Here is a 24,993-nt window from a genome sequence, read left to right on the forward strand (position 1 = left end):
ACTATGCCGCGCCATATCCGGCGTGACTGAAACCCGCGGTGAGAGGAATGCAATCGATGCTGAAGGAATTCAGGGAGTTCGCCCTCAAGGGCAATGTGGTCGATCTCGCCATCGGCGTGATCATCGGCGCGTCGTTCAGCCGGATCGTCGAATCGATCGTCGGCGACCTTTTCATGCCGTTGATCGCCTGGATCACGCGCGGCGGCGTCGACTTCTCCAACTATTTTCTGCCGCTTTCCGGCGAGGTGACGTCCACGTCGCTCGCGACCGCGCGGTCGCAGGGGGCGGTGCTCGCCTATGGCAGCTTCATCACCGCCGCCATCAATTTTCTCATCGTCGCCTGGGTGCTGTTTCTCGTGGTCAAGGGCATCAACGAGCTGAAGCGTCAGGCGGAGCGCAACAAGCCGCCGGCGCCCGCGCCCGAGGCGCCCGCCGATGTCAGGCTGTTGACGGAAATCCGCGATCTCCTCTCCGAACGGCGCGCCCCTCCGGCTTGAAGAGGCGGCGCTTTCGCCGGAATAAAAGCATAGGCCGTATGACATCAGTCATTGCGCCTTGTTCGTTGTGAGCTTATCTCATGAACCGTTGCCGCCGTTCCCGGATGAACGATTTCCGGGAGCGGATTTGCCGGCGGACGGGATGGTTTTTACCCGGGCGGCCCGCGCATCGCGTTGTCGTCGGGATTGGTTTGTGGGGGGCTGCCGTGAAGGTTCTTGCTGTTCTGGCGTTGGTGTTGCTGGCGGGTGCGGCGCAAGCCCAGGATGTCGATGCCTCCGCCGGGGCGGCTGAGGAGGACACGCTCGCCATCGGCTCCTCCGCTTCCGCCGCCACGGGACCGAAGATGTTTTCGCCGGAGTGGCGCGCGCAGAAGATGCGCGAGCGGGAAGCGAACCTGGAAGCGCTTCAGGAAGAGCAGCGCCGTTTCGATCAATGGGAGCGGAGCGCCAAGCGCGCGGTGGGCGGCGTCTGTGCGAACTGCCTGAAATCGGGCTCCGGCGCCGCCGGGTCCATCACCATCCCGAGCGACCTCATTCCCAATTACGGCGCTGTCGAGAGCGGGGCCGGTTTCGACGAGACGAGCGCCTTCTACACCGTGCCGGCCGCGACGTCGCCTGCCGCCGCCCCTGCCGTGGCTGCGCCCGCCGCCGCCCCCGCGCCGGCTCGCGCCCGTTCTTCCGCGCCTGCGCCGTCCGGGCGGTGGGCGGCGCCGCTCGACATTCGCCCGCCCGCGGCCCGCTGACAGCGATGCGACTTGACAACCGGCGGTATCCGCCTGCCGGTTATCCGTGTTTCGTTGAAACGCCGATGCTTCAGGCCGCCTTCCGGCTCTGCATCCCGGCTGGAAGGCTCACCATCACGACCGTGCCGTTGCCGACGCTGGAGCGGATGCGCAGGCCGCCGCCGTGCAGTTCCGCCAGCGAGCGGGCGATGGCGAGCCCGAGCCCCGATCCCTTGTAGCTGCGGGCGAATTCCGTCTCCACCTGCTCGAACGGGCGGCCGAGCTTCTTGAGCGCCTCGGCCGGAATGCCGATGCCGGTGTCCTCGACATAGAGATGGACGTTTGGTCCCGACACGCGCGCGCGCAGCGTGACGTGCCCGCCCTCGGGCGTGAACTTGACGGCGTTGCGCAGGATATGCCCGAGAATCTGCTCCACCGCGCGCGGGTCCGCGCTGATGGAGGTATCGGGCAGCGTCTCCACCGCGAGCGCAAGGCCCTTCAGTTCCGCATCGCGCTTCACCGCCCGCGCCGCTTCCCGCATCACGTCGTCGACGACCAGCGATTCGCATTCCAGCCTGATGCGCCCGGCCTCGATGCGCGACATGTCGAGAATATCGCTGATGACGCCGAGCAGGTACTTGCCGCTGCTTCGGATATCCTGGCAATATTCGTGATATTTCTCGCTGCCGAGTTCGCCGAAGATGCCGCTTTCCATCAGCTCCGAAAAGCCGATGATGGCGTTGAGCGGCGTGCGCAGTTCGTGGCTCATGTTGGCGAGGAACTCGGCCTTGGCGCGGTTGGCGGATTCCGCCTCCGCCTTCTGCTCCAGATAGCGCTCGGCGAGATCGGCGAGCTGACGCGCCTGCGTCTCCAGCTTCTGGCGCGAGCGTTTGAGATCAGCCACGGTGGCGATGAGCCGCCGCTCCGATTCCATCAGCCTTTCCTCATGGTTCTTCAGGGCCGTGATGTCGGTGCCGACGGAGACGTAGCCGCCGTCGCGGGTGCGCCTCTCGTTGATCTGCAACCATCGGCCATCGGCGAGCTGCGCCTCGAAGGTGCGCGCGCCGCCCTCCCGGCCGTCCGCGCCGGGGCGGCCCTGCGCCGGGCTCATCCGGCCCATCAGCTCCGTGCGCACGGGCGGCAGGGTGCCCAGACTCATCAGCTCGTCATAGGCCATGCCGGGGATTACGTGCTCCGGCGTCAGGCCATGCAGGCGCTGGAAGCGGGAATTGCAGGTGACGAGGCGGTTGTTGGCGTCCCACAGGACGAAAGCTTCCGAAATGGTTTCGATCGCCTCGCGCAGCCGCATGTCGGCGGTCGCGGTGCGCTCGGCGAGGCGGCGCTGCTCCGTGATGTCGACGGCGATGCCCACGAGATGCGGCCCCTCGCTGCCGCCGTCGTCGATGAGCTGCGCGCGCGCCTTGATCCACACCCACTGGTTTTCCGCGTTGAGGATGCGGAATTCGTGGTCGATGGCCGAGGCGCGCTTGCTGGCCACCATGTCGGCCATGGCGTAGAGATCGGCGTCGTCCGGGTGAACCAGCCGGTTCATCTCGCCGAAGGACATGAATTCGTCGTGGCGGCTGTAGCCGAGAATATCGTACATCGAGTCCGACCAGTAGATGCGGCCGCGCGCGATGTCCCAGTCCCACAGGCCGCAACGGCCGCGGTCCAGCGCCGCATCCACGCGCTCGCGCACCTTCTCGCACACGTCATCCGCCGCTCGCGCCCGCGCCGCCTGCATGAAATAGGCGAGCGCCAGCGCCACCAGCACGAAGGCGCAGGCGGCCAGCAGCGTCGTCTGCCCGGTGATGGCGGCGCGCCATCCCGTCAGCGCATCCCGCTCGGGCTGGATCACGGCGACCTGCGCCCCGCCGGGCAGGTTGCGCACCGTGGCGAAAGCCGCCTCGCCCGACGCCAGGCGGATGCGCAGCACGCCGGCCCGGTCGGCGAAAGTGGTGAGAGGCTGGGCGTTGCCGAGGATGTCGGAGAGTTTCGCGCCCGCCGGTCCGCCGCGGTTCATCCGGTTGCTGTTCAGCCAGTTGCTGTTCAGCCACGTGCTCGGGCGCGCGGCGCTCACGCGGCCGGAAGCGTCTGCGACCATGATGACGCGGCCGTTGGTGAGGGCCTGCGCGGGAATGGCGCGGTCGAGCACCGCGAAGGCCGCTGCCGGCAGCGATGGCCCTTCGCCGTCCGCGTCGGCGGCGGCGAGCTTGCGGCCGATGTCGCTCGCGGCGAGGGCCGCGACGAGATCGATCTCGGCGATGGCGGCGTCAAGGGTCTGGTTGCGGCTGTCGATGCCTTGCAGCACCGCGCCCGCAATGAGCGACGTGAGAAACACGACAAGCAGCGTGGGCACCATGAGCCTCAGCCACGGTTCCATCAATGCCAGTTGGCGGTATCCGGGATTGGCGATCGATCGCGTAATTCCCAGAATCGTGCCCGCGCGCGCGGGCACGCCCGCCGCTTGCGCGCGCGCCATGCAACGCCCCCTTCGGAGTCCCAAACGTCTGATCGGTAAGACGTGCCGCATCTTTCCGAATCATCATCATCTGAATCCCAAACGGCTGATTTGTCCAGATGGTTTATGAAGTATTGACAGGAAAGACGCGGCGCTGCCGCGCCGGAAAACGAAAAAGGCGCGGGAGACATCCCGCGCCCTGCATCGGTTGCAGCCCGAAAGATCAGAAGGTCTGGTTGTATTCCCCGACTTCCGTGTTCTCGCGCAGGATGTCATCGACGGCCTTGAACATCTCGCGTGTGCGCGCCTCGGAGACGGGGCTTTCGATCACCACGACGAGCTCGGGCTTGTTCGAGGAGGCGCGCACGAGCCCCCAGGTGCCGTCTTCGGTGACGACGCGCACGCCGTTCACGGTGACGAGATCGCGGATCGCCTGCCCGCCGACCTGCCCGCCTTCGGCGCGCAGCGCCTCGAAGCGCTTCACCACCCGCGCGACGACATCGTATTTCACCTCGTCGGCGCAATGGGGCGACATGGTCGGCGTGCCCCATGTGCGCGGCAGCGCGCGGTAGAGGTCGGCCATCGTCTTGTCCGGGTTGCGGTCCAGCATGTCGCACACGGCCAGCGCCGTCACCAGGCCGTCGTCATAGCCGTGGCCGATGGGGGCGTTGAAGAAGAAATGACCCGATTTCTCGAAGCCGGCCAGCGCGTTGAGTTCTTTCACGCGGCGCTTGATGTAGCTGTGGCCGGTCTTCCAGTAGTCCGCCTTCACCCCGTTTTGTTGAAGCACGGGATCGGTGACGAAGAGGCCGGTGGATTTGACGTCGACCACGAAGGTCGAGCCCGGATGCAGCGTCGAGAGATCCCGCGCCAGCATGACGCCGATCTTGTCGGCGAAAATCTCCTCGCCTTCGTTGTCCACCACGCCGCAGCGGTCGCCGTCGCCGTCGAAACCCAGGCCGACATCGGCACCCGAGTCACGCACCGCCGCCGAGATGGCGTGCAGCATCTTCATGTCCTCGGGGTTGGGATTGTAGCGCGGGAAAGTGTGATCGAGCGTGGTGTCGAGCGGCACGACCTCGCAGCCGATGCCCTCCAGCACCTGCGGCGCGAAGGCGCCGGCGGTGCCGTTGCCGCAGGCCGCGACCACCTTGAGCTTGCGCTTGAGCTTCGGCCGGTTGGCGAGATCGTCGATGTAACGCCGCGCGAAGCCTTCCACGAAGACATATTCGCCGCCGGGGCGCGTTTGCGACCGGCCGTTCAGCACGATGTCGCGCAGGAGCGACATCTCGTCGGGGCCGAAGGTGAGGGGGCGCGCCGCGCCCATCTTCACGCCGGTCCAGCCGTTGTCGTTGTGCGAGGCCGTCACCATCGCCACCGCCGGCACATCGAGCGCGAACTGGGCGAAATAGGCCATGGGCGACAGCGCGAGGCCGATATCCTTCACCTTCACGCCCGCCGCCATGAGGCCGGTGATCAGCGCATACTTGATCGAGGACGAATAGCCGCGGAAATCGTGGCCGGTGACGATTTCGGGCTTCACGCCCATCTCATGCAGCAGGTGGCCGAGGCCAAGCCCCAGCGCCTGCACGCCCATCAGGTTGATTTCCTTTTCGAACAGCCAGCGCGCATCGTACTCGCGAAAGCCGGTCGGCTTCACCATCGGCAGCGATTCGTAGTCGTAGGTGTTGGGCGTGAGCGAGGGGAGAGGCTTGGGAAACATGGCGTTCCTTGTGCGTTCCGGCTGAACGGGCCTGAAGTTGCAGAAAAACGAGACGTCGCACGTTAAACGTGACATAGCAAGCAAGACACAAATACGCGGAACATGACGATGAGTTGACGCCATGCGAACCGGAATGTTTTTCGTCCCGAGTGCGGCATTTGCGTGACCGAAGTCAGAATCAAAGTCAGCATCCGGATCAGAATCAAGGTCAGCCCGAGCCGGTCGATCGCGCTCCATAAATTCTTTAGACTGCCGATATCACCTCGCGTCTAACGGTCGGCTGCGTTCTTCATGCCGCTTCGGCCGTCGATATCCCATGTCGGTTGCGCTGTCAGGAGGCTCGCGCCGGTTTTTCGCATCAGGCGTGAACGTCCGTTCGCGGAAGTCTTTCAGGTTTGCCGTGGCGGCTCGCCGCCGTCAATCTCGAAGTGAACTTGTTCCCGCAGCGGCCCGAAAGGCGGCGCTTCCCGCGGCGGCGGCCGTGTTTCGCGCTTTTCCTCAAGCGGCATCCGTCGCCGCATCAGCTTGCGACGGAAGAAGGCCGCTTCGCTGCGCTCGCCCGCAATGCCCGCCCCGATCGCAAGATAAAGGAATGCCGCGCCGCCGGACAGGGCCGCGAGCGTAAGCGCCGGAACGACGAACAGCCTGAACGCGGCGACGGTCATGCCGAGGGATTGCGTCGACACGGGCTCGATGTTCCGGCGATCGCCCGGATCATAGGCGATGGAGATCGTTTCTCCCGACGCGGGAACCAGAAACGGCAGCCAATGCCTGTAAGACCCCTGCGCGGTCTGCACGCCGCGCCCGAAATGGCCGGTATAGGCGACCACCACGGTGTATCTTCTGCTCTTGCGCGAGCCTTCGACCGAAATTATCCGCACGGTGCCTTCAGCGATGGAGCCGGTCCAGACAACGGTGTGACGCCGGAAAAATTCGGCTCCCTGGAAAAAGACGAGCGCCGCGCCGACGCAGGCAAGAAGAATGGACAGCAATACGATTTTCAGTATGCCGTCGCGCTCCAGGCGGTCAATTTTATCTATTCCAGAATTCATGTGTAGAATATACCGCGCAAGACAGTTTTTCTCAAGCGGGTCAGCGTCGACGCCGCGCGCCGGCGGTTGGCGTTTTGATGGAAATGCACTCCAGATTATTGATTTTGCGTATCTTTGTCGACGAAAAGCGGTATCCACTTTTCCGCACGATGCTTTAGCCGTGCCCGGGGCGCGCGAACGCGGCATTGAACAGCGTGCGCGTGTAGTCCGTCTGCGGATCGGCGAACAGGGGGCCGGCCGGCCCCTGTTCCACCACTTTGCCGTTCTGCATCACGATCACGGTGTTGGACAGCGCCCGCACCACCTTGAGGTCGTGGCTGATGAAGAGGTAGGCGAGCCGGCGCGTGCGTTGCAGCTCGCGCAGCAGGTCGACGATCTGCGCCTGCACCGACATGTCGAGCGCGGAGGTCGGTTCGTCCAGCACGATGAAGCGCGGCTCCAGCACCATGGCGCGGGCGATGGCGATGCGCTGGCGCTGCCCGCCGGAAAACTCGTGCGGATAGCGGTCCATCGCCGCGGGGTCGATGCCGACATCGGCGAGCGCCTGCGCCACCCGCGCGCGCTGCTCTTCGTCGGAGAGGTGAGTGTTCTGCACCCCAAGTCCCTCGGCCACGATCTCCGCCACCGAGAGGCGCGGCGACAGCGAGCCGTAGGGGTCCTGAAACACGATCTGCATGGAGCGTCGCAGCGGCTTCACCGCCTTGCGCTTCAGCCCGTCGATGTGCTGGCCGAGAAAGACGATCGGTCCCTCGGAGCGGATGAGGCGCAGCAGCGCGAGGCCGAGCGTCGTCTTGCCCGAGCCCGACTCGCCCACGACGCCCACCGTCTCGCCCTCCCGCACCGTCAGCGAAACGCCGTCGACCGCCTTCACGTGACCGACGGTCTTGCGGAAGAAGCCGCGCCGGATCGGGAACCACACCCTGATCGGCCCGGCCTCGACCACCACCGGCGCATCTGCTGCCACGGGCCGGGGCGCGCCCTTCGGCTCGGCGGCGAGGAGCTTTTGCGTGTAGGGGTGTTGCGGCGCATCGAACACCTGCGCCACCGGCCCCGTCTCGACGATCTCGCCGCCGGTCATCACGCAAACCCGGTCGGCGATGCGGCGCACGATGTTGAGATCGTGGGTGATGAACAGCAGCGCCATGTTGAGCCGCGCCTTCAGCTCCGCCAGCAGGTCGAGAATCTGCGCCTGCACCGTGACGTCGAGCGCGGTCGTGGGTTCGTCGGCGATCAGCAGGTCCGGCTCGTTGGCGAGCGCCATGGCGATCATCACCCGCTGGCGCTGCCCGCCGGAAAGCTGGTGCGGATAGGCGTCGAGCCGGTTCGCCGCATCGCGGATGCCGACCAGCTCCAGCAGCTCCAGCGTGCGCGCCCGCGCCGCCTGACCGGTGATGCCCTTGTGCAGGCTCAGGATTTCGCCGATCTGGCGCGAGATGACATGCAGCGGGTTCAGCGAGGTCATCGGCTCCTGAAACACCATGGTGATGTCGTTGCCGCGCACCTTGCGCAAGTCGTCTTCCGTCCCGCGCAGCAGGTCGCGCCCCTTGAACAGCACCTCGCCGGAGGGATGCGAGGCCGCCGGATAATTGAGCAGCCGCAGGATCGACAGCGCCGTCACCGACTTGCCCGAGCCGGATTCGCCCACCAGCGCCAGCGTCTCGCCCGCGTGCAGATCGAAGGACACACCCTTGACGGCGCGGATCTCGCGGCCGTCCTGACGAAAATTCACGCCCAGGTTTTTGACGGAAAGTAGCGGCGCGCCCATGCTGTCCCTTAATTGAACGTCTTGCGCGGATCGAAGGCGTCGCGCACGGCCTCGCCGATGAAGATCAGCAGCGACAGCATCAGCGCGATGACGAAAAAGCCGGTGAGCCCGAGCCACGGCGCTTGCAGATTGGCCTTGCCCTGCGCCAGCAATTCACCCAGCGACGGCGAGCCGGGCGGCAGGCCAAACCCCAGAAAGTCGAGCGATGTCAGCGTGGTGATCGAGCCATTGAGCACGAAGGGCAGGAAGGTGAGCGTCGCCACCATGGCGTTGGGCAGCAGGTGGCGGAACATGATGGTGGCATCCGACAGCCCGAGCGCGCGCGCCGCGTTCACATATTCGAAGTTGCGCGCGCGCAGGAACTCCGCCCGCACGACGCCGACGAGCGCCACCCACGAGAACAGCAGGAGGATGCCGAGCAGCACGAAAAAGCCCGGCGTGATGATCGATGACACGATGATGAGCAGATAAAGCGAGGGGATCGAGTTCCAGATCTCGATGATGCGTTGCAGCACGAGATCCGTCCAGCCGCCGAAATAGCCCTGTATCGCGCCGGTGAAAATGCCGATTATCGAGGATATGCCCGCCAGAATCAGCCCGAACAGCACCGAGAGCCGGAAGCCGTAGATGAGGCGGGCCAGCACGTCGCGGCCCTGATCGTCGGTGCCGAGCCAGTTCCATTCGATATCGCGGCAGGAACCGCCGCATTGTTCGTCGCCGAGCAGCCATGTCGGCGGCGCGGGGGCCGGCACCGGAATGGCGAGGTTGTGCGTGCGGTAGGAAAAGCGGACCGGCGGCCACACCATCCAGCCGTTGGCCTCGATCTCCCCGGCGATGAACGGATCGCGATAATCCGTGCGCGCGAGGAAGCCGCCGAACTTTTCCTCCGGGTAGTCGACAAGCACCGGAAACAGCAACTCGCCCTTGTAGGAGGCGACGAGCGGCCTGTCGTTGGCGATGAACTCCGCGCCCAGCGTCACGAAGAACAGCGCCAGAAAGATCCACAGCGACCAGAAGCCGCGCCGGTTGGCGCGGAAGTTGCGCAGCCGGCGCCGGTTGAGCGGCGACAGGCGCAGCCACCCGCCGGCGGGCAGGGCGGGCGCGGCGGGGATGGCGGCGTCTCGTCTGGCGGTATCCTGTAACGCGGCATCTTGCATCTCAGACCTCCCGCGTCTCGAAATCGATGCGCGGATCGATCCACGTATAGGTGAGGTCGGAGAGAAGGTTCACCACCAGCCCCAGCAGCGAGAAGATGAACAGGCTGGCGAAGACGACCGGATAATCCCGGTTGACGATGGATTCGAACGACAGCAACCCCAGCCCGTCGAGCGAGAAGATGGTCTCGATCAGCAGCGAGCCGGCGAAGAACGCGCCGATGAAGGCGCCGGGAAATCCCGCGATCACGATCAGCATGGCGTTGCGGAAGACGTGGCCGTAGAGCACCTGGCGTTCGCTCAGCCCTTTCATGCGGGCGGTGAGCACGTATTGCTTGCGGATTTCGTCCAGAAACGAGTTTTTCGTCAGCAGCGTGGAAGTCGCGAAGGCGCCGATGGCCATGGAAAGGATCGGCAGCGCGATATGCCAGAGATAATCGGCGATCTTGCCCGGAGCCGACAATTCCGAAAAGTTCTCGGAGGTGAGGCCGCGCAGCGGAAAGATCTGCCAGAACGAGCCGCCGGCGAAGAACACGATCAGCAGGATCGCGAACAGGAAGGAGGGGATGGCGTAGCCGACGACGATCACGCCCGACGTCCATACATCGAACCGCGAGCCGTCGCGCACGGCCTTGGCGATGCCGAGCGGGATGGAGACGGCGTAGGAGATCAGCGTCATCCACAGGCCGAGCGTGATCGATACCGGCAGTTTTTCCGCGATCAGCGACAGCACGGAGACATCGCGAAAATAGCTCTTGCCGAAGTTGAACGTGGCGTAGTCGCCGAGCATCTTGATGAAACGCTCGTGGGCGGGCTTGTCGAAGCCGAACTGCTTTTCCAGTTGCGCGATGAACGCCGGATCGAGCCCCTGCGCGCCGCGGTAGCGGCCGCCGCCCGCGCCCGCCGCGTCGGCGGCCGCGCCGAGATCGCCGCCGCCCCCGCCGCCGATGCGCGCCATGGCCCCGCCGTCCGCGCCCTGCATCTGCGCGATGATGCGCTCCACCGGCCCGCCCGGGGCGAACTGCACGATAACGAAGGAAATCAGCATGATGCCGAAAATGGTCGGAATCATCAGCAGCACACGCCGCGCGACATAGGCGAACATGGCTCAGCCCTTCCAGCCGATGCGCCGGGCCTTTTCGGCGTCGAACCACCATGTCCCCGGCGCGCCGGAGCTGTAGCGCGGCGCTTGCCCGGGGCGGGAGAAGATATCCCAGAAGGCATACCAATCATCGGGGCGGAACCACATCGGCACCCAGTAGCGCCCCGCGCGCAGCACGCGGTCGAGCGCGCGTGTGCCGATCGCGATGTCCGCGCGCGTTTCGGCGCGGGCCACATGGTCGATCAGCGCGTCGATCGCGGGGTTCGCGATGCCGGCGAGGTTGAGGCTGCCGGGCGTCGTCGCGGCCCTGGAGCCGTAGAAGATGCGCAATTCCGCCCCCGGCGTGAGGCTGCCGGCCCGCGCCACGCTGACGACGTCGTAATCGTGGCGGCGTAGCCGCTCCTGATATTGCGACGGATCGACGATGCGCGACGTCGCCTTGATGCCGAGCCGGCGCAGGTTGGCCTGAAAGGGCTGCGTGTGCGGCTGCAAGCGCGTACCGGAATCGAGGAACTCGATCTCCAGCGGCTTGCCGTCCGGCAGGCGCAAGACGTCGCCGTCGCGCTTCAATCCGGCCTCGGTCAGCAACTGAAAGGCGCGGCGCAGCAGGTTGCGGTCGTTGCCCGAGCCGTCGGACACCGGCGGCACGAAGGGCTCGCCGAACACCTCGTCCGGCACCTGCCCGCGAAAAGGTTCGAGCAGCGCCAGTTCCTCGGGCGAGGGCGGACCTTCGGCCTTGCCCGGCGTGTGCTCGAAGAACGATGTGGTGCGCCGGTAGGCGCCGTACATGATCTTGGCGTTCGTCCATTCGAAATCGAATGCCAGCCCGATGGCCTCGCGCACGCGCGGGTCCGCGAACTTGTCGCGGCGCGTGTTGAAATACCAGCCCTGGACGTTGGGCGCGGCGGCGGTCTCGATTTTCTCCCGCTGCACGCGGCCCTCGCGGAAGGCGGCGAAGTCGTAGCCGTTGGCCCACAGGCTCGCGGTATATTCCGCATGGAAATTGATGATGCCGGACTTGAACGCCTCGAACATCACCTGTTCATCGCGAAAATACTCGTAGCGCACATGCCGGAAGCGGTTCTGCCCGACATTGACGTTGAGATCGCGCGCCCAGTAATCGTCCACGCGGTTGAACTCGATGAAGCGCCCCACCTCGAAGCGCCCCACCCTGTAGGGGCCGGAGCCCAGCGGCGGCTCCAGCGTGGAGGCGGCGAAATCGCGCGTGCTCCAGTACGCCTTTGAAAAGATGGGCAGGCTGGCGACGAGGAGATGCAGGTCGCGCCCGCGCTGCGCGGAGAGGTGGAAGGTGACGATATCGTCCGCCTCCGCCTCGGCCCGCTCGGCCTCCGCCAGCATGGCGGCGTAGGAGGGATGGCCCTTTTCCTTCAGGATATCGAAGGAGAAGGCGACATCGGCCGCCGTCAGCGGCGTGCCGTCATGGAAGCGCGCTTGCCTGCGCAGGCGGAAGCGGTAGGTGCGCCGGTCGGCGCTGACCTCGACCGATTGCGCCACGAGGCCATAGACGGCATCCGGCTCGTCGCCCGATCCCGCCATCAGCGAGTCGAAGGTCGCGCCCATGCCCGCCGCCGCGTCGCCCTGCAACACATAGGCGTTGAGCGTGTTGAACGTATCGAAGCTGCCCTGCGTCACCCGCATCACCAGCTTGCCGCCGACGGGCGCATCCGGGTTCACGTAGGGAAAATGCGCAAAATCCTTCGGCAACGCGAGGTCGCCGAAGGCGGAAAGACCATGCGCCTCGGCAGCGCCCCCGGAGGCCGGCGCATCTTCCTGCGCCATCGCGACCCCCGGCAACAGGCGCGCGGCCAGCGCCGCGCCGGCGATGCCGCCCGCGAGGCCGAGCAGGTCGCGGCGCGTGGCGAGAAGCGTGGCGCGGCGCAACGCCTCGACCGATGGCGAGGCTTTTGCTGAACCGGGCGCTGGCGGACAGGAACGACGAACCAAAGACGATCTCCCGGCTGCGTGACACCAAACGAATCGAACTTGCTCAGTGTAGCAGCCAGAAGAACGCAGACATCGTTAATATTTCGTCAGCCGGTGGCGATCATGGCGTGGCAGGGCGGCCGGAGAGCCGAAGCGCGGCGCTCCGGCTTTCCGCGGTTCTCAGGACGCTCGCGCGAGTGCGGCGGCAAGCGCCCCGGCGTCGATCTCTCTTGTGGGGCGTCTCCAGCCGCCGAAACAAGTGTTTGATTGCGACCTGAGTTTTTCAACCTCTTCTTTTTGAGCTTGGTGCTCCTGCAATGCTGTACCACCTTGTTGAAAATCCGTACGAAGAGCTGTAACAACGTCCGCGATCTTAACTGCCAGTTCCGCGATGGCATCTTCCGACAGAGGCAGGTTCTTACCTTGTGTTGCCGTCGTGATGGCGAATTTGGTGATCTTTCGGAACTGCTGTTCCGCATCATGACCTGTGTTCAAGAGACCTTGGTGCTGTAATTCTGCGATTAACTTTTTTTGTAGATTAAATACGTAAGATTCTTGTGCTAAACTAACAACATGGCCGAAATCTGGGCAGCTTTTATTGACCGAAAAGTTGATTTTTTGGCTGCCACTGCTGTAGCTGTATGAAAGCTGAGTTGACGAGTTCTGCAAGTCTGTGAGCGTGGCGTTGGACTGATACTTATGTTTCTCCATGAAATTTCCGGTTAAATATCTATTTCTCTCAAGCGTATTTAGCGACGTAATGAGTGCCATCGGGCTTCGTGTAAGCGAAGCCTTGCTAGTGGTAGCGGCGTTGGTTTTTTTGCTGATGCTGGTTTCGACGACTATATTCAAGGCAGACGAAATATCCGTCAGGGTGAGTTTTTCGGTGCCGGAGCGATCTGTGTCGGCGCTGACGATGCACCCTTCCAGTCCGAGCGCTTCCAGAGCTGCTCTGACGTTGGGGTCAAAGCTCACGGTTCCCGCGCGCAATTCGTTGTTCTGGGATACGCTGACGTCCGCGTTGTTCACCGCATTTATCACGGCGTTACTTAATGCATCGAGTTGAGCTTGACTCGGCTTGCTCGTAAGTGTCGACGCCATGCTCTTTGCCTGCGCGACAACAACTTCGGCAGTTTCGTATGCGATGACAGCCTTCAACGTCTCTCGGAGCTGTGGATCGTCTATCGCAGCCTCGCGGCCTTTCGGATCTGTTCTCATGTCAAGAACGGTAGGCACCGGGACGCCATTTTCGTTTTCGGCGAGGGCGATGATGCTGGTCTTCAATCCAAGATTGTCCAGGGCGCCTCTTATGCCGGGATCGGAGCGCAACGCTGCCGCCGGATTGCTGACGGCGGCGGTATTTTCAAGCGCTGCGAAGATAGCCTCGCGCAGTTTATCGATCTGGGCAGGGGCCGCGCCCTCGACATGCGCCGTCGCCTGCATCGCAAGTTCGTGGGCCGTCAGATAGTTGTTGATCTGCGTCTCGCTCGTGGCGCTAAAGCTGATGTCAGCATGTTGCTCGCCCACGGCGAGATGAAGCGTGCCAGCGCGCTCGCCGGCGCTGCCATCAGCAGACGCGGACAGGTTGTATGCCACGTTCACATGCCGCAAGGCATCGGGCTTCATATGGGAGAGCACGGTTTTCAGCAGATCAACGGCCGATCCGCCCGCGGCAGTCCGAACTTCCGCCTTGAATTCATTCAAGGCTCTCGCTTTGTCATTCAGCTGCGTTGCCGACTTCGACAGTTTGTCCGACAATGTTAACAGATGCGACGCATCCTGCGACCCTTGGCCCCGTTGCGTCTGCTCGACCTGTTGCAATGCACCCAATATGGAACGTGATCCAAAAAGAGAAACACTCATAATAATCGCCCCAAAAAATAAGGATAAAATATGGCAATGATCAGCCATTATAAAATATTTAAAAAAGAGTCAATACAGTTTTATGACAGTTTTGTCGCAATCCCGACGGTTTTGTCGCGATCCGGCTGAACTGACGCTTCGCGCGGGGCCGCGGGAGGGACGAAAGCCTACCGCCCCGGCAGCGCGGCGCGTTTCGTCGCCAGCGACGAGCCGACCACCACCACCGTCACCACCAGCAGCATCAGCGACGACAGCGCGTTGATCTCCGGCGACAGGCCGCGCCGCGCCTTGTTGAAGATCTCCATGGGCAGGGTGGAGGTGCCGGGGCCGGTGACGAAGCTGGCGATCACCACGTCGTCCAGCGACAGGGTGAAGGCAAGCAGGAAGCCCGCCAGCACCGAAGGCGCGATCAGCGGCAGGGTGATGGTGAAGAAGGTGCGCACCGGCGGGCAGCCGAGATCCTGCGCCGCTTCTTCCAACGCGCGGTCGAAGGTGACGAGCCGCGATTGCACCACCACCGCGACATAGCACATCGTGAATGTCGTATGCGCCAGCGTCACCGTCCAGAAGCCGCGCTCCGCTCCCACCGAGACGAAGAACAGCAGCAGCGACAGGCCGGTGACGACTTCCGGCATCACCATCGGCGCGTAGACCATGCCGGTGAACAGCGGCCGCCCCCAGAAACGCGTGTAGCGCACCAGCGCCAGCGCCGCGAGCGTGCCGAAGAAGGTGGCGATGGCCGCCGACAGCGCCGCGATGGCCAGCGAATTGCCGAGCGCCGTCAGCAGCGGCGCGTTGTGCCACAGCGCCACATACCAGCGCGTGGAAAAGCCGCCCCAAACGTTGAGCAGTTGCGAGTCGTTGAAGGAATAGACGATCAGCACCAGCAGCGGCAGGTAGAGGAAGGCGAAGCCGAAGGTGAGCGCCGTGGCGTCGAAGGGCGTGAAACGGCGGGTCATCGGGCCTTCTCCAGCCTGCGCGTCTCAATCTCGCGATAGATCATCACCGGGCCGACGACGATGATCAGCAGCACCACCGCCACCGCCGAAGCCAGGGGCCAGTCGCGGTTTCTGAAGAACTCGTCCGACAGCGTCTTGCCGATCATCAGCGAATCCGCGCCGCCCAGCAGTTCGGGAATGACGTATTCGCCCACGATCGGGATGAAGCACAGCAACGCTCCGGCCAGAATGCCCGGCAACGCCAGCGGCACCGTGATGCGCCAGAACGCGCGCCACGGCGGACAGCCGAGATCCTGCGCCGCCTCAAGCAGCGTCCAGTCCAGTTTCTCAAGCGTCGCGTACAGCGGCAGCACCATGAACGGCAGGTAGGAATAGACCACGCCGATGAAGATGGCCGTGTCCGTGTTCAGGATCTGCAACGGCCGGTCGATGACGCCTGCGCTCATCAGCACCGTGTTGAGCAGCCCTTCCGGCTTCAGGATGCCGATCCAGGCGTAGACGCGGATCAGGAAGCTCGTCCAGAACGGCAGGATCACCAGCATCAGCAGCACGGGCCGGCGGTTCTCGGGCGCCTTCGCCATCGCATAGGCCATGGGAAAGCCGATGGCGAGCAGCAGCGCCGTCGAGATCGCCGCGATCCTGAGCGACGAGAACGCCGAGGCGAGATAGAGATAATCGTCCGCGAGCAGCAGGAAGTTGTCGAGGTTGAGTTCGCCCGCCGCCGCCACGATGCCGGCCCAGCCCGCCGCCCAATCGAAAACGGGCGTGTAGGGCGGCTGCGCTGTCGCCGGCTGCGACATCGACATCCTGAACACGATGGCGAAGGGCGTGAGAAAGAAGATCAGCAGCCACAGGAAGGGCAGGGCGGGCACGATCGCCCGCACCGGCGACGGCGTGCGCGAGAAGGGTTTGGGCGCGGTGGCCTGCGCGATGATCGCGGAATTGTCGCTCATGCCGCCCCCCGCTAGTGCGTCAGCAGCACGCCGGCCTCGGGCGCGAAGGTGATGTGCACCTTGTCGTCCCAGGTCAGCGGCTGCGCGACGAAACGGCTGGCGTTGGCGCGCGACACGCGCACGATCTGGCCGCTCGCGAGCTTCACGAGGTAGATCGTCCAGTCGCCGAGATAGCCGATATCCCAGATCTCGCCCGTGAGCAGGTTGGGCGTGTCTTCCGCGCCAAGTGGGCCTTCCGCGCCAAGTGGGCCTTCCGCGCCAAGTGGGCCTTCCGCGCGAGGCGCGCCTTGCGGCGCCTCGCGGTGCAGCACGAGCTTTTCGGGCCGCAGCGCGATGGCCACCTCCTGCCCCTGTTGCACCGTGACGCCCGAGGGCGCCTCGATGGCGAGGGAGCCCTCGCCGTCCTTGCGCTCGATCCGCAGCCGGCCGTCTCCGGCCGCGCCGACGCGGCCCTCGATGATGTTCACGTCGCCGATGAATTCCGCCACATAGCGGCTGGCAGGCTGTTCGTAGACCTGTCCGGGCGGCGCGATCTGCTTGATGGTGCCCTTGTCCATCACCGCGATGCGGTCGGCCATCACCATGGCTTCTTCCTGATCGTGGGTGACGACGAGGAAGGTCATGCCGAGATTGACTTGCAGGTCCATCAGCTCGAACTGCGTCTCTTCGCGCAGCTTCTTGTCCAGCGCGCCGAGCGGCTCGTCGAGCAGCAGCACCTTGGGGCGCTTGACGAGCGCGCGCGCCAGGGCGACGCGCTGGCGCTGGCCGCCGGAGAGCTGGTCCGGCTTGCGCCGCGCGAAGGGGGCGAGCTGCACGAGGCGCAGCATCTCCGCCACCCGGTCCGCGATCTCGCGCTTCGGCACGCCGTCCTGCGCCAGCCCGAAGGCGATGTTCTTCTCCACGTTCATGTGCGGGAAAAGCGCGTAGGACTGGAACATCATGTTGACCGGCCGCCGGTGCGGGGGAATGCCGCTCACCACCTGGTCGGCCAGCACGATGCGGCCCTCCGTCGGCTCCTCGAAGCCGGCGAGCATGCGCATCAGCGTCGTCTTGCCGCAGCCGGAGGGGCCGAGCAGGCAGAAGAACTCGCGCTCGAAGATATGCAGGGTGAGGTTATCCACAGCGATGAAGTCGCCGAAGCGCTTCGTGACGGCTTCGTAGCGGATAAGGGGTTTCGCGCTCGGGTCGAGCCAGGGCGCGAAATCGCGCCGGACCGCGCCGATGGCCAGCGAATCGCGCTTGCGCGCTTCCGTTCGAGCTTCCGTGCGAACCTCAGTCATTGGCGCGTCAGTCTCCGCATTGCCGGCACGGATACGCGGGCCGTGCTCCCTCGTCCCATCGGCGGAAAACGTTAACGGCGGCGCGCTGTCGCCGCAAGCGCCTTCGTTTCCCCAACTCACACCGGCACGATCGGGGGATTTGATGTCAGATGATTGACAGAAGCCGCTTCCCCGCTGTTACTGCCTGCGGCAGACGCAACGGGTGATCGATGAACAGGAAGAAAACGCCTCAGAAGAGAAGCGTGCGCAGCAGGCGCGGCGCCGCGGACATCGACGACGCGCGCGACTTCATGGCGCGCGCCGGCGTCGAGGAGATCGAGTGTCTGGTGCCCAACCAGGCGGGCGTCGCGCGCGGCAAGGTGATGCCGGCGGAGAAATTTCTCGGCAACCCGGCCATGAGCATGCCGGGCTCCATCTTCTACCAGACCATCGCCGGCAACTACCCCGAGGAAGTGCTGGAGCGCGAGATGCCCTCCGACGGCGACCTCGTGCTGCGGCCGGACTTTTCCACGCTCACCGCCGTGCCGTGGGAGAGCGACCCGACGGCGCAGGTCATCCATGACGCCTTCTACCGCGACGGGCGCGCGGTGGACAACGCGCCGCGGCAGGTGCTGAAGCGGGTGCTCGAATTCTATCGCCGCAGCGGCTGGAAGGCGGTCGTCGCGCCGGAAATCGAGTTCTATCTCGTCAAGCGCAACACGGACCCCGATTATCCGCTGGAGCCGCCGATCGGCCGCTCGGGGCGGGCGGAGATCGGCCGGCAGGCTTATTCCATCTCCGCCGTCAACGAGTTCGACGACCTGTTCGAGGACATCTACGACTATTCCGAGGCGCAGGGCCTCGCCATCGACGCGCTCATTCACGAAGAGGGCGCGGGGCAGATGGAAATCAACCTGCGCCACGGCGATCCGCTCGATCTCGCCGACCAGGTGTTCCTGTTCAAGCGCACCATCCGCGAGGCGGCGCTCCAGCATGACATGTACGCCACGTTCATGGCCAAGCCCATCGCCCGCCAGCCGGGCTCGGCCATGCACATCCACACTTCGGTCGTGGATATGAAAACGGGCCGCAACCTGTTCTCGGCCGAGGACGGAACGCCGTCGCCGGCCTTCTTCTCCTTCATCGCCGGCTTGCAGACCTATCTGCCGGCGGCGATGCCCATGCTCGCGCCCTACGTCAATTCGTATCGCCGGCTCACGCGCCACTCCACCGCGCCCATCAACGTGCGCTGGGGTTACGACAACCGCACCACCGGCCTGCGCGTGCCGCCGTCCGACGCCGATGCGCGGCGCGTCGAGAACCGTGTGCCGTCGTCCGACGCCAACCCCTATCTCGCCATCGCCGCCACGCTCGCCTGCGGCTATCTCGGCGTCGAGGCCGGCTTGCAGCCCGGCGAGCCGGTCTCGGGTTCCGCCTACAACCTCGATTTCGATCTGCCGCGCGGCATCCTGGAGGCGGTGAGCGAACTCAGCGAGTGCACGCCGCTCATCGAGGTGCTGGGCGAGAGCTTCGTCAACACCTATTCGGCGGTCAAGCGCACGGAATACGAAACCTTCATGCAGGTGATCAGCCCGTGGGAGCGCGAATATCTGCTACTGAACGTCTGAACGCATGAAAACGCGCGTTCGCGGGCGGGGCCGTTTGCTCCGTCCGCCGGAAATATTTGCCGGTCTCCCAATCGTTACCGTGTTTTCCCTTCCCCATTGCGGACCTGACGGCCGATGGCGCCATCTCCCCTGACCAATCTCTATGCGGTGCGGGCCGACGCCCGCGCCTTGCGCCCGGCTCTGGCGGGCGACGATAACGTGGCCGACGTGTGCATCGTCGGCGCGGGTTTCACCGGGCTCGGCGCCGCGCGGGCCGCGGCGCTCGCGGGGGCGGCCGTGCGCGTCGTCGAGGCGGCGCGTGTCGGCGCCGGCGCTTCCGGCGTCAACGGCGGGCAGGTGCATCCCGGCCAGCGGCGCGATCAGGCCTGGCTCGAGGCGCAGGTGGGCGAGGCGCGTGCGCGCGAGCTGTGGGACATGGCCGAAGAGGCGCGGCGGGATCTCGTGGCTGTGGTCGCCGCGCTCGCCGGCGATTCCGAAACCGATTGCGCCTTCCGTCCCGGCCTGCTGCTGCTCGCGCATCGCGCGCGCCATTTCCGGGCGCTGGCGGAGGATGCCGGGCATCTCGCGCGCCGTTACGGCGTGCCGGACCTTGAGGTTCTCGATGCGCGCGGGGTGGAAAGATACACGCGCATGCGCGGCTGTCACGGCGGCGTATACAATCCGCACGGCGGTCATCTCGATCCGCTGGCGCTCGCGCGCGGTCTCGCGCGGCTGGCGGAGGACGCGGGCGCGCGCATCCATGAGCAATCGCCCGTCCGCCGCGTCGTGCGGGAGGGGCAGGGGTGGCGCGTCGTCACCGATGCAGGCGCGGTGCGGGCGAAAGCGGTGCTGCTCACCGGCGACGGCTCTCTCGATCCGCTGTCGGAGGAGACGGCGGCGCATGTGGCTCCGCTGGTGAACTTCATGATCGCCACCGCGCCGCTCGCCCCGGCGCTGGCGGACAGCGTGCTGGCCGGCCCCATCGCCGCTTCCGACACCCGGTTCGTGGTCAATTATTTTCGCCGCACCGACGATAACCGCATCATTTTCGGCGGCGGCGAGAGCTATGGCGCGGGCCTGCCGGCGGATTTCGCCACGCGCGTGCGCGGGCGCATGCTGGCGCTCTATCCGCAGCTTGCGGATGCCGCCGTTACGCATGGCTGGGGCGGAAGGCTCGGCATCACCGCCACGCGTCTGCCGTTCGTCCGCCGGCTGGAAGGCGGCGTTCAGGACGGGCTCTATGTCGCTTCGGGCTATTCGGGGCAGGGCGTGATGCTCGGCCCCTATACGGGACGCATCGTTGCGGACGCGATCGGCGGCGACACCCTGCGCTTCGACCGGATGGCCGCGCTGCCGGTTCCCGCTTTACCCGGCGGCCGCTGGCTGCGCCGTCCGCTGATGACGGCCGCGATGATCGGCTTCGGCCTGCTGGATCGATTCTAGAGCATTTCGGTGTTTCGCTGAAACGCCGAAATGCTCTATCTTATTGACTTGACGCATTTTTTTCACGCAAAGCGGTATCAACTTTGCTTGAAAACGCTATAGCACAATTGTTGCTGCAACGAATGGTCCGGCGGCATATCGCCGGACCATTTGCTTGTTTGAGCGGGTTTTTCCGGGAAAGCGGCGTCCGCGCGTTATTGCGCGGGTGCCGCTTCGGCGGGCGCCGCCTCGGCCGGAGCGGCCTCGGGTTCGGGCAGCGGCGCGGGATCGTGCGAGAGGGTGCGCAGATAGGCGATGATGTCGGCGCGTTCCTCGGGCTTCGCCACGCCGGCGAAGGCCATGATCGTGCCCTTCACGAAATCCTTGGGCTTGTGGATGAACTGGTCGAGCGAATCGTAGTTCCACTTGTCGCCCGCGTCGGCGTGCGCCTTCATCGGCGCGGAATAGCCGAAGCCTTCCACGGTGCCGATGGCGCGGTTGACGATGTTGTAGAGGTCCGGCCCGACCTTCGCGCCCGCGCCTTCGACGAAATTGTGGCAGGCCTTGCATTTCGCAACCGCCTTTTCGCCGCGCGCGGGGTCCGCGCTGGCGAGCCGCACGGCGATGGGCGCCACCGCAGCCACCGCCGTGCCGGCGGAGCCGCCGCCCGCATCGTCCGTGCCCGGCAGGTCGTAGCCGGGAATGACCGGGATCGTCGGGCTGAAGATGATGCCCGACATGACGCTGAGGCTCATCGCGAAAAGCAGCGCGCCGAGCACCCCGCCGGCGATCTTGTTGAGCTCGAAGGAATCCATCGGTGTACGGCTCCGGTCCATGCCTGAGTTCTGCCCGTCACGAGCACGCCGGCCCTCGCGAGCAATCACATTGTTGATGATTAACCGGATTGCCCCGTACTTTGCAACTCGTATAATCAATCGCGGGCATGCGGCGAGGCGACGCCTGAAAATATCTTATGTGACATGCGCGCGTTTTTTCGCTAACCGTGGCGGCCTATATCCATTTTTCGCAGGTTCCGTTTTCCTAATGGCCTCGCCCGTCGTCATCATCCCCGCGCGCCTTGCGGCGACGCGCCTCCCCGACAAGCCGCTCGCCGATATCGCCGGCTCGCCCATGATCGTGCATGTGCTTCGCCGCGCCGAAGCGGCGGCTATCGGCCCGGTCGTGGTTGCAACTGATTCGCCCGCCATCGCGGAAGCGGTGGCGGTGGCCGGCGGCCGCGCCGTGATGACGCGCGCCGACCATCCTTCCGGCTCGGACCGCATCTTCGAGGCGCTGTCTCTCGTCGATCCGCAGGGGCGGCACGACATCGTCGTCAACGTGCAGGGCGATCTGCCCACCATCGAACCCGCCGTCATCGCCTCCGCGCTGCCGCCGCTCGACGATCCGGGCGTGGATATCGCGACGCTTGCCGCCGTCATCTCGCGCGAGGAAGAGCGCACGGCCCCGAGCGTGGTGAAGGTGGTCGGCAGCCCCGTGGCGGACAACCGCGTGCGTGCGCTCTACTTTACGCGCGCCGCCGCGCCGTGGGGCGAGGGGCCGCTGCTTCACCACATCGGTCTTTACGCCTATCGCCGGGAGGCACTGGCGCGTTTCGTCGCCCTCGCGCCCTCGCCGCTGGAGCGGCGCGAGAAGCTGGAGCAGTTGCGGGCGCTGGAGGCGGGCATGCGCATCGATGCCGTGATCGTCGACGGCGTGCCGCTCGGCGTCGACACGCCGGACGATCTGGCCCGCGCCCGCGCCATCCTCTCAGGAATGAATCCGGCATGACACCTGCTTTCACGACACCTGCTTTCGACTTTCTGCCCCGCATCGTCTCCTATCAGGGCGAGCCCGGCGCCAATTCCCACATCGCCGCCCACGAGGTGTTCCCTGACCGGGAGTTCCTGCCCTGCGCCACCTTCGAGGACGCGCTCGCCGCGATCAGCGGCGGGAGCGCCGGGCTCGGCATGATCCCGATCGAGAATTCCATCGCCGGCCGGGTCGCCGATATCCATCACCTGCTGCCGTCGTCCGGCCTCTACATCGTCGGCGAACACTTTCTCCCCATCCGCTTCCAGTTGGTTGCGCCGAGGGGGGCGACGCTCGGCACCGTGAAGGCCGTTCACAGCCATATCCACGCGCTGGGCCAGTGTCGGCGGATCATCCGGGAACACGGGTTCGAGGCGGTCGTCGCATCCGATACGGCCGGGGCCGCGCGTCAGGTGGCGGAATGGAACGACCCGACGCAGGCGGCGCTCGCGCCGGCGCTCGCGGCGGAGATCTACGGTCTCGACACGCTGGCGCGCGATGTCGAGGACGAGAAGGACAACACCACGCGCTTCGTGGTGCTGGCGCGGGAGCCCCGCTGGGCGCGGCAGGGCGACGGACCGACGGTGACGAGCTTCGTCTTTCAGGTGCGCAACGTGCCCGCCGCCCTTTACAAGGCGCTGGGCGGCTTCGCCACCAACGGCGTCAACCTGACGAAGCTGGAAAGCTACATGGTCGGCGGCCGTTTCGTGGCGACCCGCTTCTATGCCGAGGTCGACGGCCATCCCGAAGATCCAGGCCTGCGGCTGGCGCTGGAGGAGCTCGCGTTTTTCTCGCGGGAGTCGCGCATCCTCGGCGTCTATCCGGCGCATCCCTTCCGGGGGCTGCAAGCGGCGGCGGGCGAGTAGGGCGCCGGCCGCCCGGCGGCCGCCCGGCGGCTCTTGCCGCATGACCACGTTTCATCGAAACATGGCAATGCTCTCACGCCCTGATTTTAGGCAAGTTCTTATCGATCGAATGATTCCATTTGATCGGAACGCGTTCGGATTCCCGCATCAGGGCGGTTTGCGCGAAGGCTGAACGGGGCTGCTGCGCAAGCCGCTCCCGCTTCCCCGGCTGGCTGCAATTGATGCTCGACGTGATGCCCGATCGGGTGCAACCGTTATAGTACGGCCGATTTTCCCAACAGCCGCATATACTTTTCCGCCATTTTCGAGACGTTCCATCCGCCGCATCATCGATGCCGGCGCGTCAGGCGTCGGCCGGCTACACGCAATTATTGTGCCGTTCCCCGCTCTTCCGGTTGACATGCCGGAAAAATTGATATTGGAGATGGATTTGTTACGAGGTTGCATGCAATGCGGAAGGTTTCAGGATGATGAAGCGATATTTCACCGAAATATTGAATCCGCGTTTGGATAAGTATTGCACTTGATATGACCTGGAGGTGTGTTTTAATTGGAAATAACGGGCTTTTATGAAGTCAAGATTTGTTGGGCGGGGGTTATGAAAGAGCCCGATATCACTGACATTCCGGGCGGTCTTTCCCGTCATCCGGCTCCTTTCGGGGTTGACGCCTGATGGAACTGGACCCGTTGACGTTGCGCACCGTCGCCATGGCCGCGAACCTGCTGCTGGGTGTGCTGCTGTTGTCATCGTGGCGCAACAACCGCGCCAATCGTGAATTGTTGTTTCTCGGCGTGTGCTTTCTGGGGGCTGCGGCGGGTGATTTCCTCTCGCGCTATGCGGCGGATATGGGGCTGCCGCGCCTCAGGGATCTCGGCTATACGCTGCTGTTTCTGGGATACGGCGCGGTCTGGCAGGCGGCGCGCCTGTTCGGCAAGCGGCCGATATCCGCTCTTGCCGCCTCCGCCGGCGGTCTGGTCTGGCTTTTGTGCATACCGCTCGCGGGCGGCGCCGCTCTGCCGTGGACGCGGATGGCGGCGATCACGTTCGTTCCCGTCGCCTATTATCTGCTCGCGATCGCCGAATTGTACCGGGGAAGGCGGGAGTATATGCCTTCGCGCTTGTCTCTTTGCGTGGCGATGGGCATCAAGTGTACGGTTTTCCTGACTTACGGCGCGCTGCTTTTCCTCCACCTGTTGAAGGGCGATCTCATGGTCGCGTCCGCTGCCGACGATAGATGGATGGCGGCTTTGCGGCTCGTCTCGATCGGCGCCAACATCGCCGTCGCCTATCTGATGCTCTCCCTGATCAAGGAGCGGCTGGAGACGGAACAGCGGGTGCAGAGCATGATCGATCCGCTGACGGGGCTCGGCAACCGGCGCGCGCTCGGCAACCATGCCGCGCGCATTCTGCGGCGTCAGGCGATGTCGGGCGCGCCCGTCTGTGTCGCCATCATCGATCTCGATCATTTCAAGCAGGTCAACGACACGTTCGGCCACCTCGCCGGCGATGACGTGCTGCGTACCGTCGCGGAGCGCGCCACGCTCAGCCTGCGGCCGAACGATTCTCTCTTCCGCATCGGCGGCGAGGAATTCCTGTGCATCCTTCAGTCGGCGCGGGAGCAGGACGCCGTGAGCGCGATGGAGCGTATCAGGCGCGACATATCCGGCTTTCGGCTGGGCACGGGCGCGGAGGAGCGCGCCATTACCATCAGCGTGGGCATCGCCTCGTCTACCGGTACGGGCTACGATCTCGAGGATCTCACCCGCGCTGCCGACAGCGCGCTTTACGAGGCCAAGCGGGCAGGGCGAAACTGCGTGTGCGTCTATGCTTCCGC

General features: G+C 65.0%; 19 protein-coding genes. 7 read left to right on the forward strand and 12 right to left on the reverse strand.

Going from position 1 to position 24,993, the window contains the following annotated elements; translation table 11 throughout:
- Positions 1-56 precede the first annotated feature (56 nt).
- Both mscL and ACOYJQ_RS15780 read left to right on the forward strand, forming a co-directional pair.
- Positions 57-497: a large conductance mechanosensitive channel protein MscL gene (gene mscL / locus ACOYJQ_RS15775; RefSeq protein WP_433459762.1), complete on the forward strand. Its 441-nt coding sequence runs from the start codon at positions 57-59 to the stop codon at positions 495-497.
- A 206-nt stretch (positions 498-703) separates the two neighbouring features.
- Entirely contained in the window at positions 704-1,240 is a 537-nt protein-coding gene (locus ACOYJQ_RS15780) for a hypothetical protein (protein WP_433459763.1), read from the forward strand.
- 70 nt (positions 1,241-1,310) lie between these two features.
- Here the strand turns inward: ACOYJQ_RS15780 and ACOYJQ_RS15785 are convergent, their stop codons facing one another.
- The 11 genes from ACOYJQ_RS15785 to ACOYJQ_RS15835 form a co-directional block, all read right to left on the reverse strand.
- Complete coding sequence (locus ACOYJQ_RS15785; RefSeq protein WP_433459765.1) at positions 1,311-3,701, reverse strand: PAS domain-containing sensor histidine kinase; 2,391 nt, start codon at positions 3,699-3,701, stop codon at positions 1,311-1,313.
- Between the two features lie 202 nt (positions 3,702-3,903).
- Positions 3,904-5,403, reverse strand: coding sequence for a phosphomannomutase/phosphoglucomutase (locus ACOYJQ_RS15790; protein ID WP_433459766.1), 1,500 nt, complete (start codon positions 5,401-5,403; stop codon positions 3,904-3,906).
- 389 nt (positions 5,404-5,792) lie between these two features.
- Positions 5,793-6,593 (reverse strand): hypothetical protein, encoded by an 801-nt coding sequence (locus ACOYJQ_RS15795; RefSeq protein ID WP_433459769.1) that lies wholly within the window; start codon positions 6,591-6,593, stop codon positions 5,793-5,795.
- A 16-nt stretch (positions 6,594-6,609) separates the two neighbouring features.
- On the reverse strand, positions 6,610-8,220 hold the full coding sequence (locus ACOYJQ_RS15800; protein ID WP_433459771.1) for an ABC transporter ATP-binding protein: 1,611 nt from the start codon (positions 8,218-8,220) through the stop codon (positions 6,610-6,612).
- Between the two features lie 8 nt (positions 8,221-8,228).
- Entirely contained in the window at positions 8,229-9,377 is a 1,149-nt protein-coding gene (locus ACOYJQ_RS15805) for an ABC transporter permease (protein ID WP_433459772.1), read from the reverse strand.
- Position 9,378: 1 nt separating this feature from the next.
- Positions 9,379-10,479: a microcin C ABC transporter permease YejB gene (locus ACOYJQ_RS15810; RefSeq protein WP_433459773.1), complete on the reverse strand. Its 1,101-nt coding sequence runs from the start codon at positions 10,477-10,479 to the stop codon at positions 9,379-9,381.
- Positions 10,480-10,482: 3 nt separating this feature from the next.
- On the reverse strand, positions 10,483-12,378 hold the full coding sequence (locus tag ACOYJQ_RS15815; protein ID WP_433459798.1) for an extracellular solute-binding protein: 1,896 nt from the start codon (positions 12,376-12,378) through the stop codon (positions 10,483-10,485).
- 222 nt (positions 12,379-12,600) lie between these two features.
- Positions 12,601-14,283 carry a hypothetical protein gene (locus tag ACOYJQ_RS15820; protein WP_433459775.1) on the reverse strand — a complete coding sequence of 561 codons (1,683 nt, stop codon included), beginning with the start codon at positions 14,281-14,283 and terminating at the stop codon, positions 12,601-12,603.
- Positions 14,284-14,450: 167 nt separating this feature from the next.
- Positions 14,451-15,242 (reverse strand): ABC transporter permease, encoded by a 792-nt coding sequence (locus tag ACOYJQ_RS15825; RefSeq protein ID WP_433459776.1) that lies wholly within the window; start codon positions 15,240-15,242, stop codon positions 14,451-14,453.
- Positions 15,239-16,195 (reverse strand): ABC transporter permease subunit, encoded by a 957-nt coding sequence (locus ACOYJQ_RS15830; protein WP_433459777.1) that lies wholly within the window; start codon positions 16,193-16,195, stop codon positions 15,239-15,241. Before ACOYJQ_RS15830 ends, ACOYJQ_RS15825 begins: the two co-directional genes overlap by 4 nt.
- An 11-nt stretch (positions 16,196-16,206) precedes the next feature.
- Positions 16,207-17,475, reverse strand: coding sequence for an ABC transporter ATP-binding protein (locus ACOYJQ_RS15835; RefSeq protein WP_433459779.1), 1,269 nt, complete (start codon positions 17,473-17,475; stop codon positions 16,207-16,209).
- 209 nt (positions 17,476-17,684) lie between these two features.
- Between ACOYJQ_RS15835 and ACOYJQ_RS15840 the strand changes: the two genes are divergently transcribed.
- Together ACOYJQ_RS15840 and ACOYJQ_RS15845 are read left to right on the forward strand one after the other, a co-directional pair.
- Positions 17,685-19,082 carry a glutamine synthetase family protein gene (locus ACOYJQ_RS15840; RefSeq protein WP_433459781.1) on the forward strand — a complete coding sequence of 466 codons (1,398 nt, stop codon included), beginning with the start codon at positions 17,685-17,687 and terminating at the stop codon, positions 19,080-19,082.
- 114 nt (positions 19,083-19,196) lie between these two features.
- Positions 19,197-20,504: an NAD(P)/FAD-dependent oxidoreductase gene (locus ACOYJQ_RS15845; RefSeq protein WP_433459783.1), complete on the forward strand. Its 1,308-nt coding sequence runs from the start codon at positions 19,197-19,199 to the stop codon at positions 20,502-20,504.
- A gap of 194 nt (positions 20,505-20,698) precedes the next feature.
- Here ACOYJQ_RS15845 and ACOYJQ_RS15850 read toward each other — a convergent pair whose 3' ends face one another.
- Positions 20,699-21,298 carry a c-type cytochrome gene (locus tag ACOYJQ_RS15850; protein ID WP_433459784.1) on the reverse strand — a complete coding sequence of 200 codons (600 nt, stop codon included), beginning with the start codon at positions 21,296-21,298 and terminating at the stop codon, positions 20,699-20,701.
- Between the two features lie 229 nt (positions 21,299-21,527).
- Here ACOYJQ_RS15850 and ACOYJQ_RS15855 point away from each other — a divergent pair, with 229 nt between their 5' ends.
- The 3 genes from ACOYJQ_RS15855 to ACOYJQ_RS15865 all read left to right on the forward strand — a co-directional run.
- The gene (locus ACOYJQ_RS15855; RefSeq protein ID WP_433459787.1) at positions 21,528-22,271 is read left to right on the forward strand and encodes a 3-deoxy-manno-octulosonate cytidylyltransferase; all 744 of its coding nucleotides are present in this window, start codon (positions 21,528-21,530) and stop codon (positions 22,269-22,271) included.
- Positions 22,268-23,158, forward strand: coding sequence for a prephenate dehydratase (locus tag ACOYJQ_RS15860; protein ID WP_433459788.1), 891 nt, complete (start codon positions 22,268-22,270; stop codon positions 23,156-23,158). The genes ACOYJQ_RS15855 and ACOYJQ_RS15860 overlap by 4 nt, the downstream gene beginning before the upstream one ends.
- Before the next feature lie 672 nt (positions 23,159-23,830).
- Positions 23,831-24,993: GGDEF domain-containing protein (locus tag ACOYJQ_RS15865; RefSeq protein WP_433459789.1), on the forward strand; the 1,163-nt coding region annotated here is incomplete at its 3' end.

The organism is Pseudochelatococcus sp. (assembly GCF_050946405.1).
Classification (GTDB): domain Bacteria; phylum Pseudomonadota; class Alphaproteobacteria; order Rhizobiales; family Beijerinckiaceae; genus Pseudochelatococcus.